22 protein-coding genes are annotated in these 16,324 nt (G+C 46.9%); 6 read left to right on the forward strand and 16 right to left on the reverse strand.

The genetic code is table 11. The features are described 5' to 3' along the window. Positions 1-43: 43 nt before the first annotated feature. From ACE1CM_RS22425 to ACE1CM_RS22445, 5 genes are all read right to left on the reverse strand, one after another. Entirely contained in the window at positions 44-652 is a 609-nt protein-coding gene (locus tag ACE1CM_RS22425; RefSeq protein ID WP_374880525.1) for a HEAT repeat domain-containing protein, read from the reverse strand. 16 nt (positions 653-668) lie between these two features. Continuing rightward, a complete protein-coding gene (locus ACE1CM_RS22430) occupies positions 669-1,937 on the reverse strand; it encodes a HEAT repeat domain-containing protein (RefSeq protein WP_374880527.1) in 1,269 nt (422 codons plus the stop codon). A 135-nt stretch (positions 1,938-2,072) separates the two neighbouring features. Continuing rightward, positions 2,073-2,567: a bleomycin hydrolase gene (locus tag ACE1CM_RS22435; RefSeq protein ID WP_374880529.1), complete on the reverse strand. Its 495-nt coding sequence runs from the start codon at positions 2,565-2,567 to the stop codon at positions 2,073-2,075. 64 nt (positions 2,568-2,631) lie between these two features. Beyond that, a complete protein-coding gene (cpeB, locus tag ACE1CM_RS22440; RefSeq protein WP_374880531.1) occupies positions 2,632-3,180 on the reverse strand; it encodes a C-phycoerythrin subunit beta in 549 nt (182 codons plus the stop codon). 178 nt (positions 3,181-3,358) lie between these two features. Beyond that, positions 3,359-3,535, reverse strand: a complete 177-nt coding sequence (locus tag ACE1CM_RS22445) for an NblA/ycf18 family protein (protein ID WP_373872973.1) — start codon at positions 3,533-3,535, stop codon at positions 3,359-3,361. A 471-nt stretch (positions 3,536-4,006) separates the two neighbouring features. Here ACE1CM_RS22445 and ACE1CM_RS22450 point away from each other — a divergent pair, with 471 nt between their 5' ends. From ACE1CM_RS22450 to ACE1CM_RS22460, 3 genes are all read left to right on the forward strand, one after another. Beyond that, a complete protein-coding gene (locus tag ACE1CM_RS22450; RefSeq protein ID WP_374880533.1) occupies positions 4,007-4,660 on the forward strand; it encodes a phycobiliprotein lyase in 654 nt (217 codons plus the stop codon). Then, entirely contained in the window at positions 4,657-5,250 is a 594-nt protein-coding gene (locus tag ACE1CM_RS22455; RefSeq protein WP_374880535.1) for a hypothetical protein, read from the forward strand. The genes ACE1CM_RS22450 and ACE1CM_RS22455 overlap by 4 nt, the downstream gene beginning before the upstream one ends. Before the next feature lie 198 nt (positions 5,251-5,448). After that, the gene (locus tag ACE1CM_RS22460; RefSeq protein ID WP_374880536.1) at positions 5,449-6,201 is read left to right on the forward strand and encodes a phycobilisome rod-core linker polypeptide; all 753 of its coding nucleotides are present in this window, start codon (positions 5,449-5,451) and stop codon (positions 6,199-6,201) included. A gap of 596 nt (positions 6,202-6,797) precedes the next feature. Here the strand turns inward: ACE1CM_RS22460 and ACE1CM_RS22465 are convergent. Further along, a complete protein-coding gene (locus ACE1CM_RS22465) occupies positions 6,798-7,718 on the reverse strand; it encodes an RluA family pseudouridine synthase (protein WP_374880538.1) in 921 nt (306 codons plus the stop codon). A 179-nt stretch (positions 7,719-7,897) separates the two neighbouring features. Between ACE1CM_RS22465 and ACE1CM_RS22470 the strand changes: the two genes are divergently transcribed. Further along, positions 7,898-8,287, forward strand: coding sequence for a hypothetical protein (locus tag ACE1CM_RS22470; protein WP_374880540.1), 390 nt, complete (start codon positions 7,898-7,900; stop codon positions 8,285-8,287). A gap of 76 nt (positions 8,288-8,363) precedes the next feature. Here ACE1CM_RS22470 and ACE1CM_RS22475 read toward each other — a convergent pair whose 3' ends face one another. From ACE1CM_RS22475 to ACE1CM_RS22505, 7 genes are all read right to left on the reverse strand, one after another. Next, entirely contained in the window at positions 8,364-8,762 is a 399-nt protein-coding gene (locus ACE1CM_RS22475; RefSeq protein WP_374880541.1) for a PIN domain nuclease, read from the reverse strand. Then, positions 8,749-8,985 carry a type II toxin-antitoxin system VapB family antitoxin gene (locus ACE1CM_RS22480; RefSeq protein WP_374880543.1) on the reverse strand — a complete coding sequence of 79 codons (237 nt, stop codon included), beginning with the start codon at positions 8,983-8,985 and terminating at the stop codon, positions 8,749-8,751. The genes ACE1CM_RS22475 and ACE1CM_RS22480 overlap by 14 nt, the downstream gene beginning before the upstream one ends. Positions 8,986-9,246: 261 nt before the next feature. Next, positions 9,247-9,453: a hypothetical protein gene (locus tag ACE1CM_RS22485; protein ID WP_374880545.1), complete on the reverse strand. Its 207-nt coding sequence runs from the start codon at positions 9,451-9,453 to the stop codon at positions 9,247-9,249. A 54-nt stretch (positions 9,454-9,507) separates the two neighbouring features. After that, complete coding sequence (locus ACE1CM_RS22490; protein WP_374880547.1) at positions 9,508-10,446, reverse strand: SUMF1/EgtB/PvdO family nonheme iron enzyme; 939 nt, start codon at positions 10,444-10,446, stop codon at positions 9,508-9,510. After that, positions 10,446-10,625, reverse strand: a complete 180-nt coding sequence (locus tag ACE1CM_RS22495) for a hypothetical protein (RefSeq protein ID WP_374880549.1) — start codon at positions 10,623-10,625, stop codon at positions 10,446-10,448. The genes ACE1CM_RS22490 and ACE1CM_RS22495 overlap by 1 nt, the downstream gene beginning before the upstream one ends. Before the next feature lie 66 nt (positions 10,626-10,691). Further along, entirely contained in the window at positions 10,692-12,743 is a 2,052-nt protein-coding gene (locus ACE1CM_RS22500) for an NACHT domain-containing protein (RefSeq protein ID WP_374880551.1), read from the reverse strand. A gap of 55 nt (positions 12,744-12,798) precedes the next feature. Beyond that, the gene (locus tag ACE1CM_RS22505) at positions 12,799-12,978 is read right to left on the reverse strand and encodes a hypothetical protein (RefSeq protein WP_374880553.1); all 180 of its coding nucleotides are present in this window, start codon (positions 12,976-12,978) and stop codon (positions 12,799-12,801) included. Between the two features lie 150 nt (positions 12,979-13,128). Here ACE1CM_RS22505 and ACE1CM_RS22510 point away from each other — a divergent pair, with 150 nt between their 5' ends. Then, the gene (locus tag ACE1CM_RS22510; protein WP_374880555.1) at positions 13,129-13,368 is read left to right on the forward strand and encodes a helix-turn-helix transcriptional regulator; all 240 of its coding nucleotides are present in this window, start codon (positions 13,129-13,131) and stop codon (positions 13,366-13,368) included. A gap of 67 nt (positions 13,369-13,435) precedes the next feature. Next, a complete protein-coding gene (locus ACE1CM_RS22515; RefSeq protein WP_374880557.1) occupies positions 13,436-13,624 on the forward strand; it encodes a hypothetical protein in 189 nt (62 codons plus the stop codon). Positions 13,625-13,888: 264 nt separating this feature from the next. Here the strand turns inward: ACE1CM_RS22515 and ACE1CM_RS22520 are convergent, their stop codons facing one another. The 3 genes from ACE1CM_RS22520 to ACE1CM_RS22530 all read right to left on the reverse strand — a co-directional run bounded on the left by ACE1CM_RS22520 (position 13,889) and on the right by ACE1CM_RS22530 (position 16,242). Next, complete coding sequence (locus ACE1CM_RS22520) at positions 13,889-14,656, reverse strand: MinD/ParA family protein (protein ID WP_374880559.1); 768 nt, start codon at positions 14,654-14,656, stop codon at positions 13,889-13,891. Between the two features lie 78 nt (positions 14,657-14,734). After that, the gene (locus ACE1CM_RS22525; protein WP_374880561.1) at positions 14,735-15,019 is read right to left on the reverse strand and encodes a hypothetical protein; all 285 of its coding nucleotides are present in this window, start codon (positions 15,017-15,019) and stop codon (positions 14,735-14,737) included. A 323-nt stretch (positions 15,020-15,342) separates the two neighbouring features. After that, a complete protein-coding gene (locus ACE1CM_RS22530) occupies positions 15,343-16,242 on the reverse strand; it encodes a pyridoxamine 5'-phosphate oxidase family protein (RefSeq protein ID WP_374880563.1) in 900 nt (299 codons plus the stop codon). Positions 16,243-16,324: the final 82 nt, after the last annotated feature.

Here is a 16,324-nt window from a genome sequence, read left to right on the forward strand (position 1 = left end):
ATTACCTATTACCAGCGCCCTTGAATGTAACTAGCAAATTGCTCTATTGTTTTTTAAAGTTAATTACTTGATCCAAACGACCTAACGAACTCACCGCCGACTCGCGCACGTAGGAGTCAACGGATTCGTCCTGAGTTAATGCTGTGAGGACTTCTACCGCGCGTTCATCCCCTGAAGAACCGAGTGCGTTGACGATCGCTACCGCCACTGCCACATTATCGGTTGTTTTCAGCGTTTCCACCAATATATCGAACGCAGGCTCGCCAATTTCTCCCAATGCCATCACGGCGGCGATGTGTACAACGGGATTGGGGTCATCGATGGCGGTTTTTAATCCTTGAATACCTTGATCTGGAAAGGTAACATCTGGGTGGTTGACGGCAATTTGTGCCAGCGCTTTCGCACAGCTACCTCGAACGGTGACATTATCGCTGTTGAGCAAGGATTCTACCAGGGATGGTACTGCATCTGCACCAATCATTCCTAACGCCACTACCGCTGCGCGACGATAGGTAACATCTTCGTTATCCAGAACGCTCATCAGACGAGGAATGGTTGTTTCATCGCGGACTTCAGCTAGTTCTAACATTGCCCGTTTCCGCAAGTTGGGATTGGGGTGTTTGAGTTGTTCAAATAGGGTGTCTTGAGTCATGAGAAGATTTTAGATTTTAGATTTTAGATGCAAAATTTAAACGAATTAGCCAGTCTGGGTCATTTGCTGCGATTTTATGACTGCTGGTATCTCCCAGTTTTTCTAATGCCATTAATGCAGTATATTTCAGATCCCAGATTTTAGTTTCCAGACAACTTTTGAGGGCGTCAATCGCGCGGGAATCGCCGAGTTCGCCTAGTGCGATCGCTGCGGCGGCGCGGGACTTCTGAAACTGGGGTTGGCGATTGTGCAGCGCTTCGATTAACAAGTCATATGCGGCAGCGTACTTTAGCCAACCAAATAGTTTCATCACGTGGTAGTGAGCGCCATAGTCATTGTATGCTTCTTCTGCATAGGTCGCGAGCAAAGCCTCCGGTGCTTCATCTGGGTAAACCTCCAACAAGGTTTTCGTAGCGAGATAACAGCGTCCAAAGTCGGTTTGATATAACTCGCGGATCAAAAACTCTAAGGTAGGGGTTTGATCGTAACAATGAACCAAGTCGAGGTGATGCGGATGGTCGCGCAGCACTTGCTCTAAACTGGGCTGAATATCCTCAAAAGTAATCTTGCCAGCGGGTATCCCTACTTCTGCCATCAATCGAATTCCTCGCAGGCGAAACACGAGGGAAACCGGACAGCGGGCAATGAAAGGAATTGCCGCATAATATTGGGAATCGATTAGGTCTTGAATGCAACCGCGTCGAGCATTGACATTGGGGTGTTGCAGCAACGCCACAACCTTTTCCATCAAACCAGAATCGCCGGTGAAGCGGTAAACTGCTGACATGGCAGCACTGGCAATTGGTTTGTCATCAGCATCGACAAATTTGCGAATGCGTTCTAGCGCTGGTTTGTAATCCAACTTCGCCAATGTATGAATAATTACCCGATAAATTTGCCCCGGTTTTTCCAACAATTGAGCGATTTCTTCTAATATCTGTGGTTCTTGCGTGCCGATTTCTCCAATTGCCCAGACAGCCGTTTCTACAGTGTAACAATCATCATCTGCCAGACAAGTTTGAATTGCAGGCAAGGCTAAATTTGTCTGTAGTTTTCCTAGTGACTTAACCGACTCTCGTCGCACGATGCGGTTATCTAGGGAAGGGTCAGAGTTTTGTACTGCCCCGAGCAGAGCATTAATTGATGCTTCGGTTGGGAAGTTGGCTAAATGGGAAGCTGCGATGTAGCGAGAATCATCTTCTCGGACTTGGTCTTGGGGTGTATTTAACAGAGCGATCGCTTCTTCTTCTGTCAGATTAAAGAGATTCCGAAAGCGCTTATCCATGTATAAGTTCCTTCCCAAACATAAACCTGGGGACTCTTAAAACAATACTTAACCCAAGTTGGCAAAGCACTGTTCTAAGAATCCCCAGAACTGATGAACCTAAATTCTATCAGCGATTCGAGGTGTTTAACTCACTTACGACAGGGAGTTAATTACGTAGTCGAGCAGCGCATTGTATTCTACCAGCGCTTGAGCGGACATATCGCGAGGAGAGCAACCACGATTGCGAGCGAAGCGGAGAGCTTCAACGTAAGGAGCGGTGGGCAGATCCAAAGCGCGGTAAACTTCACGCTGACCGGCAATGCCCCACTCATCCAGAGGACCAGTACCGCCAACTACCAGGCAGTATTGGATCAGACGCATGTAGTGCTTGATGTCGCGCAGACACTTGTCTTTCTTGGTTTGAGTGTCATTTGCTTCACCAGCATTGTTCAAGTAAGGATACTTAGCAATACAGGCATTGTATGCTTCCCGAGCAACGGCATCGATATTGCCAGCGAGCTTTTCAGCAGCTTCTAAACGAGCAGCAGAACGCTGAATGCTACCTTGTACGGATTCTAAATCTGAAGAGCTAGGAAAGCGACCGGCTGCATCAGCAGCGGCAATAACCGTGGTAACAACTGATTTCATTTCTTTCTATCTCCGAATAGAGTATTGATACTGTGTTGATTTCAATTCGCTAACGCGCTCTTGCCTAGCTCAGAGCGGAAATAACGCGATCGAAGTAGCTGGATACTTCAGCGGTTATAGCAGAGCAATCGCCTTTAACAGCTCCCATGCGGCGGAAATTCTTGCCACCACCAGCTTCGGTGTTGGTATCGTTGATGTGAGCGGCGGCTTGAGCCTTCATGATTTGAATCGCGCGGACGGTGGAGGTGGTAGGAACGCCCAGTGCAGCGTAGGTTTCCTTCAAACCGTTGAGGCAGCGATCGTCTAAAACCGAAGCGTCGCCAGCCAGCAGTGCGTAGGTTACGTAGCGTAAGATGATTTCAGCATCGCGCAAGCAAGCAGCCATGCGACGGTTGGGGTAGCAGTTACCACCAGCTTGGATCAAGCCTTGGTTTTCGCAGATCATCCCAGCTACAGCGTCAGAAACCATACAGCTGGCGTTGCTAGCGATCGCGTTTACCGCATCTAGACGCTTGTTACCTTCAGCAACAAAAGCTTTCAAAGCACTCAGGTCAGATACACAAGAGGTGCTGGTATCTGCCGTTACAACGGCTCTGGAAAATGCGTCGAGCATTGAACTCTCCTAATTTCAATCAGTTTTATCTTGTCTTTAGCAAGACACTCTTGAAGATAAAAGAAGAGGCGCGCGACCGTCTCAGTTATGAGAAACAAAGTAATATTCTGTAATAAAATTTAAGCCCCCAAGCCATAACCTTGGCTGGGGGCTTTGATTTTAGCGAATTCTGACCGCTCTATAGGCGCTTCGTCTTCATCAGGTGCTTGATTACATTATCCTTAACCATCAGCTGCCGCATGACTTCCAACAGGAACCCTTGAGCCTCTTCCTGGCTCAGTCCTTTGACCTGCTGCTCATACGCCTTCAGGTTAAATTGTTGCTCCAAGCTAAGTCCAACGGGAAATTCCATCATCTTTGCCTCAAATCTGGTTGGTTGGTTACAGGTGAGAAAGCCAATTGGGTTTTGTTCCAGCTGGAATCGCGATTTTGTTGAATGGCACCCCTGACGGTGAGTGCGTTCATGATTTATTATTAAATATAGTAACAAATACTTGACAAAATATCTAGTGTGTATAGCGAGTTAAGGCGGGGTTCAAGGACAGGGAGAGGGGGAGACGCACCGGACGCGGCGACGCGGGGAAAAGGTTCAGACGGGGATTGAAAGTCGGCTGCAACGAGCAGCAGAGAATCTTTGATCGGCGTCGGGGTTGGGGGATATGGGAACGGACGTTCCAGACACGGGGCATCAGACGCTTCAAACAATCCGCGTCTTTGCGTCTCCACGTCCCCGTGTCTTCTTGGCTCAACGCAGACTGGTGGGCGATAAAAGCTTTATCATCAAAAAGCGTACTACGTGAAAAAATGGGGCTGGAGGCTGGGATTGATGGACGCAATGGAGTTTTTTCAACGGAGTGCTGGCAAGTGGCGCTCGCAGCGCACAACGCATCACCTTGCCTTCAGAAGATCTGAGGTGGGTGAGTCAGAAATCCAAGTGGATGCTTTGGCGGCGGACGATCCAGAGATCGTTGCCCTGTGTGAATTCCATCAAATCGATGGGACTCAGGCGATTGGGGGTTGCCGCGTCACCTGGGGTGGTTCGATGGGGTGGGATAAAGAGGGAGAGAATCACGAAGGCAAGACGGTGTTTGCCCTCGTACCCGATGCAGACAATCCCCACCAAGGTCGGTTACTCCGCGACAGAGGTTATGCCGAAATCGTGCCCGTGGTCGGTCAATACCACATGGATGAGGACGAAGGACTGGTTCTGATCACCGAATACGACACCATGAGTTCGGAGGAGCGTTTCTGGTTTGCCAGTCCCGATTTGCGGATGCGAAGCAGTATTGTGAAACGCTTTGGCGGATTTAGTACGGCGTCGTTTTGTACTGAAAGCCGCATTGGGACAGACTTGGGGAGTCAAAAGCAAGCGCATGCTGTGGCTGTTGCTAGTGGAGATGTCACGCCTGCACTAGCTCAGGAAGTGCTGAAAGCCAAACAAGACGCTTCTAGACAATATTTCTCTTTCCTGGGTTGGTGAACCATCGTCATAGGGCTGATGCCTACAACCGTGGGGTAGAGTATTTGCGAGGGATGCAAAACCTGCTGCCAGATCCGGCGATGGTGGATGTAATGGGAAACCTGCGCGATCGCTCGCTCATCTGCACCTGGATCGGTGAAAATATTGATGCGGTAAATGGGGATCTGCGACGCTGTCTAGTTGCCTGTCACGATTGTTTCCATCCCCAACAGCGTCGCCCGATACAAATCTTTGCCGTTCCCCTGACCCAATCGTTTGGACTAGATGGACTATGCCACCTCTCAAACAGCGCGATCGCTATCCTAGTCGATCCAGGTCGTCTGGCGAGAAACGATTGGTTGCGTCTCGTCGCCCATGAATACGCCCACGCTTATCTCAACAGTCCCGGTCACGGTCAGGAGTTTGCAGCCGTCCTCTCCCATCTCTGTTTAGGTTTGGGTCTAGAACCCCCTCCAAACCAGATAAACTCGATCTTGCAAAGTTGGCCTCCCTACACCCCAACCCTAGATGCGCTGGCATTTTGGCGAGGAGAAAGGGTATTTAGCAGCGGGTGCGGTCAAAACCACTTGAGGAATCATTCCTGGCGCTGATACTCATCGGTGCCGGATGCATTCAGACAAAACGTGCCAAAGTGATGTAATCACCTTTGGATGGAAGCATTACAGCATCTAGGTTTGCTCTGGATATTAAGAAGCTTAACGTTTTATCAGGTTGGTGAGAATTATGGTCCCTTTTGCCCTTATGATGAGGAAAATTTGTAAAGTTTCGTAAGAAGGAAGTTTTTAAACGTGGCTATTCCCCTGTTAGAGTATGCCCCTTCGTCGCAAAATGTTCGCGTTGCTGCCTACGAAGTTCCAGGCGACGAACAGCCCAGGATCTTCTCGACAGACAACCTGCTGTCTCCGACTGACATGGGTAACCTGATCGAAGCGGCTTACCGCCAGATATTCTTCCATGCCTTTAAATCGGATCGCGAGCGCTTTTTGGAGTCGCAACTCCGCAACGGACAAATCACCGTCCGCGAGTTCATTCGGGGATTGTGCCTGTCCAATACCTTCACCAAGAGCTTTTACAACCTCAACAGCAACTACCGCTTTGTTGAGCATTGCGTTCAGAAGATTCTGGGACGGGATGTTTACAGCGAGCGCGAAAAAATCGCTTGGTCGATCGTATTAGCAACCAAAGGTCGCGCAGGTTTCATCAATGACCTGATCAACAGCCAAGAGTACCTGGATAATTTCGGGGACAACATCGTTCCCTTCCAGCGTCGTCGGGTTCTACCCTCTGGTGCTAGCGAGTTACCGTTCAACATCAAGTCTCCTCGCTACAACGAATACTACCGTGGGAAACTTGGCTTCCCGCAGATCATCTGGCAAACGTCTGTGCGTCGTTACACTCCACCCGACAAGCAAGCCAAAGCAGGCGATCCATCGCTGTTTATGGGAATGGCTCGCAGCATCAGCGCACAAGGCAATCCCCCACAACGGGTTTCGCCATACAACATCGACTACGAAAGCAAAGTACCTTATCGCAAGCGCTAAGGACTGTTGGTTATGTGGTAAGCGTAAGATAAACTAACGCTAACCATCCAAACATAGGAGTCGGAATTCAGGTTTTAGGGTTCAGAAAATGCTTTTCTGAATCTTAAGTTCTGAAATCTGGCTCCTTATTTATTTGAGGAGCATAAGCGAGACATCAGCGCCCAGATAAAACCCGTTAAAACTGGTTAGGCATATTTGTTGTAACAAATTTGAGCGTGCAATTCTGCCGGAGCCGCGATCGCTTTCTTTGGAGCAAGAATAGTTTGGGTTGAACAAAAGGCTGTTGTAGAAAAGCATAAATCCGACTGTCCCTAGCGTTTAACTGTCTTTAATTAACTACATTCACTCGCGGCGCAGTTCCGTAATCCTGTTATATTTTTGCAGATCGGTGTTTACCGCAAGTTCATGAAATTGGGTCAGGGAACTATAAAGTTTGAGTAAAAACCTGAGTTCGCTCTAAAAATCAAAAGCAATCAGGAAGATGGGGAGAGGGGGACGCGGGGACAGGGGGACGCGGGGACACGGCGAAAGAATGCAGCCCCTCGCCGCGTCTTTGCCTCCCCGCGTCTCCGCATCAGAGCGTCTTCTACCCCATCTCATCGCCGCCTGAGAACTTCCAGCAGGGTATTAAACGCCTTTGGTAGAGGGGCGGTAACGGCAATCCACTCCCCAGATATGGGATGCTGTAAGGTGAGTTTCCATGCGTGGAGTGCCTGTCCGGGCAAGTTTACACCGATGTCCCGCCCGGAACTGTATAGGGGATCGCCGACGATAGGATGTCCCGTATAAGCACTGTGAACCCGAATTTGGTGCGTGCGTCCGGTTTCTAATTGAAAGTGAATTACCGTGTAATTACCGAGTCGTTCTTTAACCTGCCAGTGGGTGACGGCGGGGCGTCCGCCTTTTTCTTCTGGGACGACTGCCATTTTTTTCCGGTCTACGGGATGGCGTCCGATGGGTTGGTTGACACTACCGCTTTCGGTTTTGGGGACGCCGTAGACGACGCCTAGATATTCCCGGCGGGCGGTTTTGGCTTTTAGTTGTGCTTGTAGGTGTTGATATGCTTGGTCGGTTTTGGCGATGGCGATCGCTCCGGTAGTATCCTTGTCTAATCGGTGGACTATTCCCGGACGCTGTTCGCCGCCAATTTCTGCTAATGGACAATGGGCTAAAAGGGCATTGACAAGTGTGCCATCTTGGTGTCCGGCGGCGGGATGAACGACTAATCCGGCAGGTTTGTTGAGGATGAGTAGGTGGTCATCTTCGTAGAGGATATCGAGGGGGATGTCTTCGGGTTGGATGTTGGTGGGTTGGGCTGCGGGGATGGTAAGGTGAATGCGATCGCCCGGTTTAACTTTGGCGTTCTTATCGGTACAGGTTTCGCCGTTAATTTCTACGCACGCTTGTTCGATTAGCTTTTGGATGCGAGAACGGGATAATTCGGGTAATTGGGTAGATAACCAGCGGTCGAGGCGGTCTGGCTTTGTTGCTGTCAGAATTTCGCTGGTTTTGTGCAATTCTAGCTGGATTTCTGAGTGAGATATGTTGATTGGGCTGAACTCGTCTATCTTCTATTTTGGCTTTTGTTGAACCGCAGAGGACGCAGAGAACGCAGAGGAAGAGAGGAAGGTAGAGGTTATCGCGTTCTGCTCATCGCCTTTAATTATTTTCCTGTTTATATGGAGGACGACTAACTATGCGGAAATACATCATTTTTCAAGCTGACGAACGAGAGGAACACGAAGCGGAACGTCGCATCCTAGCTCACACAGGAGCTTGTACTGACATCCTGGCTGAGTATTTCGATTCATCAGATGCCCCCATCCCTGAACCGGGTTATAGACCCTCTGAATACTGCCAAGTGCAGGAAGCCATAGATCCAGAATCTCCCGGTTCTAGTACCCATTTCCGGCGCGGTGATTGGGAAGTAGTGCGAGTTGAGCAATATGCCCCTATCGGAACTGCCGAATTTGACCTCGTTGTCGTCTGCTACTGTCGGTACGCACCTATCGAATCGCCTCTTTTCCCGATTCGGCGGGGGAAAGGTAGTCCACAACTGCAAGAGGCTTCGGGGATGGTAACGTGAATTTAAGGTGACGGCTTCGCACCAGAGCGATCGCGCATAGACCAACCCTTGTCCGTCGATGCTTTTCAGGAAAGACTCAAGCTTGAAAGCGAAGGTGTTGGAGCGATCGCACTTGGGCAATAGTTTCAAAGTCGCGATCGTTGTGAATCAAAAGTAAATTGTTTTCCAGTGCGGCTTGAGCGATACAGCAATCGATTGGGCTGCGAACGGAAAGCCCTTGGCGACGCAAATCATAGTAGATGCGTGCAGCAGCTTGCCAGGAATGAATCGTGAGTTCAATATAATCTTGTGTTGCTAGGTAGGTGGAGAGGAGATTCCATTCTTGCTCATTCAGGCTACCTTGAAGCAATTCCAGCTGAGTGAATCGGGTGAGTAAAACTTGACGATCGGCGATCAAGGTTTCAAGCTGCTGGCGAACTTGACCGCTGCGATCGCGAAAGACTGCGATCCAAACAGATGTGTCAATCAGCAGCATGACGAGTTTCGCGCAGGGTTTTGTGGTCAAAATCTGCAACGAATTGAATTTGCCCAGCCAGGTCTAGGAGATTTTTCTTTCTGCGCGATGCTCCAGAGGAGCCACTTCGTGAACGCACGAGTTCTTGCAGGGCTAGATTGATCAATTCTTCCTGGTTGGTAATGTTGGTGAGTTGGAAGGCTTCGTTAAGAAGGGCTTCGTCGAGGTTCAGGGTGGTTTGCATCGGGAGGCTATGGGCTGATTGTTGTCAGGCGCGATCGGTTTTAGCTTTAGTATAGCTAAGAGATTCGGTTGATTTAACTCCTGGCGTTGGTTCAACTATGTTGCTGTCTAGAGGCGTAGAATGTTCTATGCTTTTTAAGCCTGTTAATTAAAAAACTATTTTTAGGAATAATACCGTTTTCCTATGAATAAGCTACACATATTTTGCCCACCTGCACACCTGCCGATGTGTAGTATTATCAATGGAGATTGGTATAATTTTTTATTTCGGGGAAGGTGTGTTTTCGGTGACAGGTATTTCTGCTGGAGGTATCCAGACAACTTTGCCATCCCACCATACGGCAACGGGATTACTTGCTTTTTTGTGTTTCACTAAACCATTTTCTACGGCTTGAGCCAATGCTTTGCTAACTTTTTCTATATCCAGCAGGATTAGTTTAATTTTATCTTCCCCTAGCTGATCTTTCATCAGATATTTCCTCAATTTGCTGCAACTATTCAGGCGCTATATCCGCTACCAAATCTACCGATCAACTCTTTCCCTGACAATCCGAATACTTTCCCATGCTGGTATCCGACCCGCTTGTCGCTCATCTAGTAATACTAAGTAAACATAAAGTGGGTAGATTTTATTGAGATTATCTAGATACTTACGGCTAATAGCTTCACTTTCTCGACGGCTTAAATTAAGTTGATTGATCGCTCCTTTATTTTTGGAGATTACCTCATAATTTACTGACAAGAAATGATAGATAAAAATCACAAAAATCAGTGGAAAGTATAAAAGTAGGAAATCACTAGCTTCGCCTGCTTCAATTGCTTTAATTTTGGGGTCGAGGACGCGGTCGAGGACGCGGTCGAGGTCGCGGTCGAGGTCGCGGTTGAGGTCGCGGTTGAGGTCGCGGTCGAGGTCGCGGTCGAGGTGGCGGTTGAGGTGGCGATCAAGGTCGCTGTCGCGGTCGAGGAGGCGGTCGAGGTCGCGGTTGAGGTCGCGGTTGAGGTCGCGGTAGAGGTAGCGGTCGCGGTCAAGGACGCGGTAGAGGTCGCGGTCGCGGTAGAGGTCGCGGTCGAGGTCTAAAACCTCAGCTAATTTCTGTTCCCAAGTTTGCTTCTGTCCAGTTTCTATTCCTGCAATGATTCGCTGTTCTCCATCAAAGCACCAGCATCCTATTTGTTTTTCTGTGACTGGATACTCCTCTACTTCAGCTAAAGTGGGAACTCTGTACTTAAATCCCTGTGCAGATTGCTGCTGATTTAACCATTCACAAAACTCCTCAGCATCGCTAGATCGTACTCCAGCAATCGGTTTTTTGGCATCTCCTGGCAGCAATCTGTAACTTGTCCAATGGTCAGGTTGGCGATGTTTACCTGCTTTCAGCTTCTCATCAATAAAAAGTTGATATTCGGCGCAGGTGATGTAACTCATGTCAATTTCGATATTTTCATCAATTCGTAACAGCATTATTTCAATCGCCTCGATAACTGTACCTGTGCTGCTAATTTGGCAATTTCTGGGTCTGTCGAGTTCAAACCTAGTTCTAAAATTTGCTCCAGTTGTTGCCGAATGTCTGGATTTACACTCAACCCCTCATCCAAGCAATCACAAGCGAGTGCCATTGCCTGAACAGATTGAGATGGCATCGCCAAGACTGCACGAATCAGATTGCTGGCATTACTTTGCGCTGCATAAAGACGGATAGTTTCAGTTCACCAAGATTGATTAATATTTCCAATTAACAGATTCTCTTGATTGGATTCCTTAATCTGAACTGCTGCTAAATATTCCTGGAAACTCAAGTGAGCAAATTCATAAACGCCTGCTTCTTTTTCCACTAACAACCCACTCACATCCCGAATTTGCTGGATAAATTCCTCTGGATTCGCCCCACTGCCTGCTACATCTGCCAATTTGTTTTTAATCAGATCGATTCCATCGGATAGTTTGAACTCACGAGTTTTCTGCTGCATTAATTCAAATGCCAGCACTTGCAGCACAGATTGCTTTTGCGTTGCTGTTAGAGCATCCGCAATATTCTTAGCTCTCAGTCGCTTTTCTAGTAAAACCTGGCAAATTTCTTTGTAAAGCTCGACTCGTTTTCCCGGCAAGGCGCTACCGCGACGGTGAACTGTGGCAATCATTGTTAGCAGTAAAGGATTCACCGCCATGTCCGCCAGAGGTTTGCTATTCTTAATCCGCTTAATTAAATCATCTGCTTGTTGTTTCGCTTCTTCCCGCACTCCTAAATCTTCTTGTCCAGCGCGACTCATTACTTCTGTTGCCAAATACCAGTTATGAATAAACTGTTGCATCTGTTTCAGGCTAAATGGTTGCACTTCTAAGACAGTCACATCTTGTTGCAACCGCGCAGTTTTATAGCCAAAAGGTCGAGAAGTTAAAATAAAAGCCGTGTCCGGGTATGCCTGCATCTGTTCGTCTACCCAACGACTTACTTGCTGGCGCTGGGTTTCATCCGCGACTTCATCCAATCCATCTAACATTACCAAACATTGGTTTTGACGTAATTTTTCGGCAAACCAGTTAGGCGGTGGATTCAGCGGTTGAATTTTTCGTTGTTGCTGTACCTGTTGAGTAATTAACTCTGCCAGAGACGGTTTTTTATTCACAATTTCCTGGCGCACATCTCGGAGATATAACAATATTGGAATCAGTTTCGACGCTTTCGGATGCACTTTCCGCTGTTGCTTTGTGGCATAAGTCAGCGTTAAATGTCTCAAAAGGGTTGTTTTCCCCGAACCGGGTGCGCCCAACACTGCCATGCGCCGAAATGCCGGATACTTATCTATCGCTGCTAAGAAATCCCAAATTTGCGTTTGATTTGAGTTATTTCCGTCATCTTTTAGCGGCTGAATCATTGTCTGACTTGCGTTCGCTGCCTCTTTTGCCGCAATTTTGATCGGCACAAAAACCTTTGGCAAATTCAGGATGCAGTCTTTATCCAATCCCTGTGTTTGATAGTCTCGACAGATATCAATCAAACTCTGGTAATATTCCCGCTGAAAAGGTGAGGTTAAATCTAACAACCAATTGTCGATTTGGTTCCAAATCCAGTCCGCAAAACTATCTGCAAGTTGCTGTCTCTTTGCTCTCAACTTCGGTGAAAGTTGGTTAGTAACTGGGATGAAAAACTTGATGATATGGATAAACAGCATCAAAATTACAGTCACAAACAAAGCCAAAAACGCTGCTGTCCATTCGCGCCTCAGCATGAAATACAACATTACCAGCAGTCCCAAACCAGGAGGAAACCATACCAACCTGTTCTGCCATTGTCTTCTTGGTAAAAGCAGTACAGGCGGCAGTACAGTTCCCAAACCAAACAGAACTAGGGATGTATAAAAAACTGCTGAACTGAATTCCCCGCCTACGTAGTTAACCTTCAACAGTCCGAAAAGGATACCACCTCCCAGCAGGGGTAAAAAGCCAACAAGCCAATTTTGATTCCCAGGCGTTGCACTCGGCGGAGATTGACTGGATATAGCACCGAGGATAAAAAGTGCCAATATACACAATCCCGTCAGTAAGAGTATTAGGGGGTCATCAATTTTTAAGTCCTGTTTACCAGGCAGTTGGTTGATCAGCCAACCTAAAAAACCATTACTGAGTATCAATAGCAACGGTAACAGCCAAGTTTGGATAAATTTGGAGATGAGCGATCGCATTCCAAAGCCAGTTGTTTCCGAGTTTAGGCGATCGCCCTCATCAATGCCGACAGAATAATAATCGCAGAGTCCCGCCAAGAAACCCGGTTTTTGAGAAAAACCGGGTTTGTGATCTGCGTTCGCTCCCCTACCCCTAACTCTGGTTGGTCAAATCAAATACAACCAGTAACTGAATGTGCGGTACTTTCCAACGCAAGAACTGAAAATGCCCATCAGCATCAGAACGGTTGCGGAAGCGGGCGATAATTGCCGATTGGTGAGTGGGGAGTAGGCGTGCGATTGCCCAGCAATTAAGGCGTTGTCGATAGGTCATAATGTACTTTGTCTCCAATCAATAACGGAGTCAGAGCCAGTCCTTTACTTTGCACGGTTCCGGGCTGGCTTTAAACACATTGTCTAATTATCTTATTGCTTTGTCAAAATGTTTAGGCATTTTGTAGAAGTACCGTGTTTATTGAAGGTTATGCCAAAGAAGCCAACTCCAAGACCAGAAGATGAAGAGTCGCACCTAAAGAAAATCCGAGAGGAACTGGGAATGAGCCAAGAAGACTTGGCGCGAGAACTTGGGGTATCATCGCAAACGGTTAGCCGTTGGGAGTTGGGTAAGAACGTGCCGACATTTACTGTCAAGCAGATGAAAGCCTTAGAGCAATTGCTCAAATCTATTGGCAAATCAATTAGCGACTTGCCAGATCACCTATGATGCTTCATTTAAAGAAACCCGGTTTTTGCGAAAAACCGGGTTTCTTTCTAGGATTGCAGCAAAGAGTATGATGGATAAGCGTCAAGATGTTCGGGGAGAAATGGCAAAGCGGATTACAATTACGTTGCCGGACGAAGTTGCAGAAGCATTGGAAAAGTGGGCGAAGGAAGAAGCTAGACCAATGGCGAATCTTGCTACTTTCCTAATTCAGAAGTGCATTGCCGAAAAGCAGCATAATAAACAGCAAAATAAATAGCGATCGCTCAAAATGGGACAAGCGGGTAAAGCTCTTAGGGAAGTGTTGACGAGCCAAAATAAACTGGCAATGACAATGGGACTTCAAAGATCTGCGGTGTATAAATGGGTTCACGAAGAGAGAGATCCCACCGCCCTTACGGTTGTAGGGATAGTTAAAGCATTGAGAGGGATGAACTCAGAAGCAGCAGAAGCGTTTATTAGGCTTTATTTGGGTGAATCAAAGCAGAATCAAGACCCAGAATCGAAAGAAACCCGGTTTTTCTCAAAAACCGGGTTTCTGGTCTGCGATCGCTTTGAGTGCAACTTGGTTAAGGATCTGCGTCAAGGGATGGTTAGGATATCGCAAACAGAAAACTCCACTACTTCCCAATTGCATCATTTCTTCTGATACTGGCAAGATTCCTGCGACGGGAATGTCGTAAGTCATCTCTACTTTTTCCTGAAGTTCAGAAAAGTCAATTTTGCTCGCTACTTTGTTGATCGCAATCAGCATGTTGGGAACTTTGAGTTGACGCGCAACATCGACTGTAACAGCAGTTCCCTGAAAATCTTGGCTGTCGGGGCGCAGAATTAGGATTAGAAGATTGGAAATGGCAATTGATAGCAATGTTTCTCGACTAAGACCGGGATGGGTATCGAGAAACAGGTAATCTAATTCAAGTTCTTTAATCAATCGCTGGAATCCGGAATTTAGCAAGTTAACGTTATAACCTTCGCTAATAATCCGGGCAATTTCATTCACATTGACGCTGGAGGAAATGAGGAAAATCTTACCTTTTTGCTCAAGTCCTATAGCAGAACTGACATCGTAAGCTGTATCTTGAATTGAACAGCGATTCCACAAGTAGTCATTTAAAGTTTTGCTTGGTATATTGCTGTTAAAAATGGTATGAATGCCTGGGGATTGTAAATCGGTGTCTACCACAGCAACTCGTTTTCCTTGGAGTGCGATTGCTACTGCCAAATTTGCTGTTAAATTCGATTTCCCAGTCCCGCCTCGGTAGGAATGAATTGCGATAATTTTTGGCATATATTACCTCACTCAAAATCTAAAATATCAAATTCAAGACGCATCGATCCCCCCCAACCCCCCTTGCCAAGGGGGGCTTTAGGTTGCCCTAAAATTGTTTGAAGCTCGGAGAAGTTCAACCTCTGCGAGTAACTGTTGAAAATAGTCAGATTGGGTAATTGCGGCGACTTGATGCGCTCGCTTGTTTTGATCGAGATCGATTTGCATTTGGTAAACTTGACTTTTGGGATGATTGGTGATATTTTCCAGCAATATTTCCAGGTTAGCTTTTTCCTGCTTTACAGATGCCAATTCTCGCTTCAAAGCTGCAATTTCTGCCCTTAATTTGTCTTCAGTAGCGATATCAAGAGAATATTGACGCATTATCCACTCCATTGGTATCAACACCCTTGTTGAGAGTTTCCTCTTCAGGATGGCGCGATCAGGTGACCTTGCGAAAGATCAGTAGTAGAGCAAAAAGCATCTGGCTAAACTGATCTTGACAAATATGTAACTAAATGATATTCAAAATTTTCAATGTAGGGTGCGTTAGCGCGCAGAGTACGGCACCAAGGCATATAGTATTGCCGGTGCGTTACTTCGTTAACGCACCCTACGTTTAGAATCTTTGCGTATTTTAAACCGCTCCAGGCGCTCCAGGACGCAGAGAAAGAAGAAAAAGAGATTTTGATAAATCCTGTTCAATCCTAGAGAGGATTGACAGGGGAATATTCCCCAAACCGCCAACCCATGGGAGTAGCATTCTTGGTTTCCACAACTTCTTCGATGTCAAATTCTACCAAACGTTGCGCCCCAGGGAAGGCATTTAAGCGTGTTATATCCCAAATCAATGTAGCTTTTCCAGTCAGTTGCAGAGTATGACCTTGCTCAAAATTAATGAATAAAAGACCTGCATTTGGATTGATAGCCAAGTTGCCGAAAGTTTGGAACATATTATTACCAGAGTAATCGGGAAATACTAGCTTTTTGCTATGCAAAACTTGCACAAATCCCGGATATCCTCCTCGATGGGAGGCATCTGCACCAATCTCAGGATGAGAACTAGCGATGAAAAAAGTATCGGCTTGGGTAATCCAATGTTGTTGATGCTGGGTTAAAGACTCGTTGTTACTGATTTCAGAATCTACTGGCGCTTGAGTTATTTCTGTTTCCAGATAACGCGCTTGAATGTACTTGGGACAGTTAAAAAATACCTGCTGAATCTGTAGGTTAATCGCTCCTTCTGGCTGGATTTGAGCCTTGCCGTTTAGACGCAAACGCCTGGGATTTGCTAATGCGATCGCTAGCAATCCCATTAGAGCATTACTTTGCAAGTTTTGCTGCAACATATCCCTAGAAATAATGTTGACATTAATCTGTACCATCTGGTTATTTAACAATTGTAAAAAGCCTGGTTTTCCAGTTAACAACGATGCCCAAACTCTGGCGTTTGCATCAACTGTACTGGCAACGGCTAACTGTTGCGTGCGAAGGAACTCCTGGGCAGGTGGCTTGATAACATCGCTAATGAAACTGCACAGACGTTCAGCTTCTTCGCGCACTCCTGCCTGGGTTTGGATGGCAATTTCTCCAGAATGAAAAGTCATTATGATTTGAGATTGTAGATTTTATACTCCCCCCTTCTTAAGGGGGGCAGGGGGGATCGGATTTTGGATTGAGTAGCGCACC

The sequence above is a fragment of the Microseira sp. BLCC-F43 genome (genome assembly GCF_041929235.1).
Classification (GTDB): Bacteria; Cyanobacteriota; Cyanobacteriia; order Cyanobacteriales; family Aerosakkonemataceae; genus Microseira.

What these genes read in the sequence shown, in the direction of transcription:
- ACE1CM_RS22525 (WP_374880561.1), bottom strand. Translation starts at nt 15,019, where the DNA reads ATGCGTCAATATTCTCTTGATATCGCTACTGAAGACAAATTAAGGGCA.
- ACE1CM_RS22515 (WP_374880557.1), top strand. Translation starts at nt 13,436, where the DNA reads ATGATGGATAAGCGTCAAGATGTTCGGGGAGAAATGGCAAAGCGGATT.
- ACE1CM_RS22520 (WP_374880559.1), bottom strand. Translation starts at nt 14,656, where the DNA reads ATGCCAAAAATTATCGCAATTCATTCCTACCGAGGCGGGACTGGGAAA.
- ACE1CM_RS22425 (WP_374880525.1), bottom strand. Translation starts at nt 652, where the DNA reads ATGACTCAAGACACCCTATTTGAACAACTCAAACACCCCAATCCCAAC.
- ACE1CM_RS22450 (WP_374880533.1), top strand. Translation starts at nt 4,007, where the DNA reads ATGGACGCAATGGAGTTTTTTCAACGGAGTGCTGGCAAGTGGCGCTCG.
- cpeB (WP_374880531.1), bottom strand. Translation starts at nt 3,180, where the DNA reads ATGCTCGACGCATTTTCCAGAGCCGTTGTAACGGCAGATACCAGCACC.
- ACE1CM_RS22435 (WP_374880529.1), bottom strand. Translation starts at nt 2,567, where the DNA reads ATGAAATCAGTTGTTACCACGGTTATTGCCGCTGCTGATGCAGCCGGT.
- ACE1CM_RS22430 (WP_374880527.1), bottom strand. Translation starts at nt 1,937, where the DNA reads ATGGATAAGCGCTTTCGGAATCTCTTTAATCTGACAGAAGAAGAAGCG.
- ACE1CM_RS22495 (WP_374880549.1), bottom strand. Translation starts at nt 10,625, where the DNA reads ATGCCATCTCAATCTGTTCAGGCAATGGCACTCGCTTGTGATTGCTTG.
- ACE1CM_RS22445 (WP_373872973.1), bottom strand. Translation starts at nt 3,535, where the DNA reads ATGATGGAATTTCCCGTTGGACTTAGCTTGGAGCAACAATTTAACCTG.
- ACE1CM_RS22510 (WP_374880555.1), top strand. Translation starts at nt 13,129, where the DNA reads ATGCCAAAGAAGCCAACTCCAAGACCAGAAGATGAAGAGTCGCACCTA.
- ACE1CM_RS22530 (WP_374880563.1), bottom strand. Translation starts at nt 16,242, where the DNA reads ATGACTTTTCATTCTGGAGAAATTGCCATCCAAACCCAGGCAGGAGTG.
- ACE1CM_RS22470 (WP_374880540.1), top strand. Translation starts at nt 7,898, where the DNA reads ATGCGGAAATACATCATTTTTCAAGCTGACGAACGAGAGGAACACGAA.
- ACE1CM_RS22490 (WP_374880547.1), bottom strand. Translation starts at nt 10,446, where the DNA reads ATGCTGTTACGAATTGATGAAAATATCGAAATTGACATGAGTTACATC.
- ACE1CM_RS22485 (WP_374880545.1), bottom strand. Translation starts at nt 9,453, where the DNA reads ATGAAAGATCAGCTAGGGGAAGATAAAATTAAACTAATCCTGCTGGAT.
- ACE1CM_RS22480 (WP_374880543.1), bottom strand. Translation starts at nt 8,985, where the DNA reads ATGCAAACCACCCTGAACCTCGACGAAGCCCTTCTTAACGAAGCCTTC.
- ACE1CM_RS22505 (WP_374880553.1), bottom strand. Translation starts at nt 12,978, where the DNA reads ATGACCTATCGACAACGCCTTAATTGCTGGGCAATCGCACGCCTACTC.
- ACE1CM_RS22475 (WP_374880541.1), bottom strand. Translation starts at nt 8,762, where the DNA reads ATGCTGCTGATTGACACATCTGTTTGGATCGCAGTCTTTCGCGATCGC.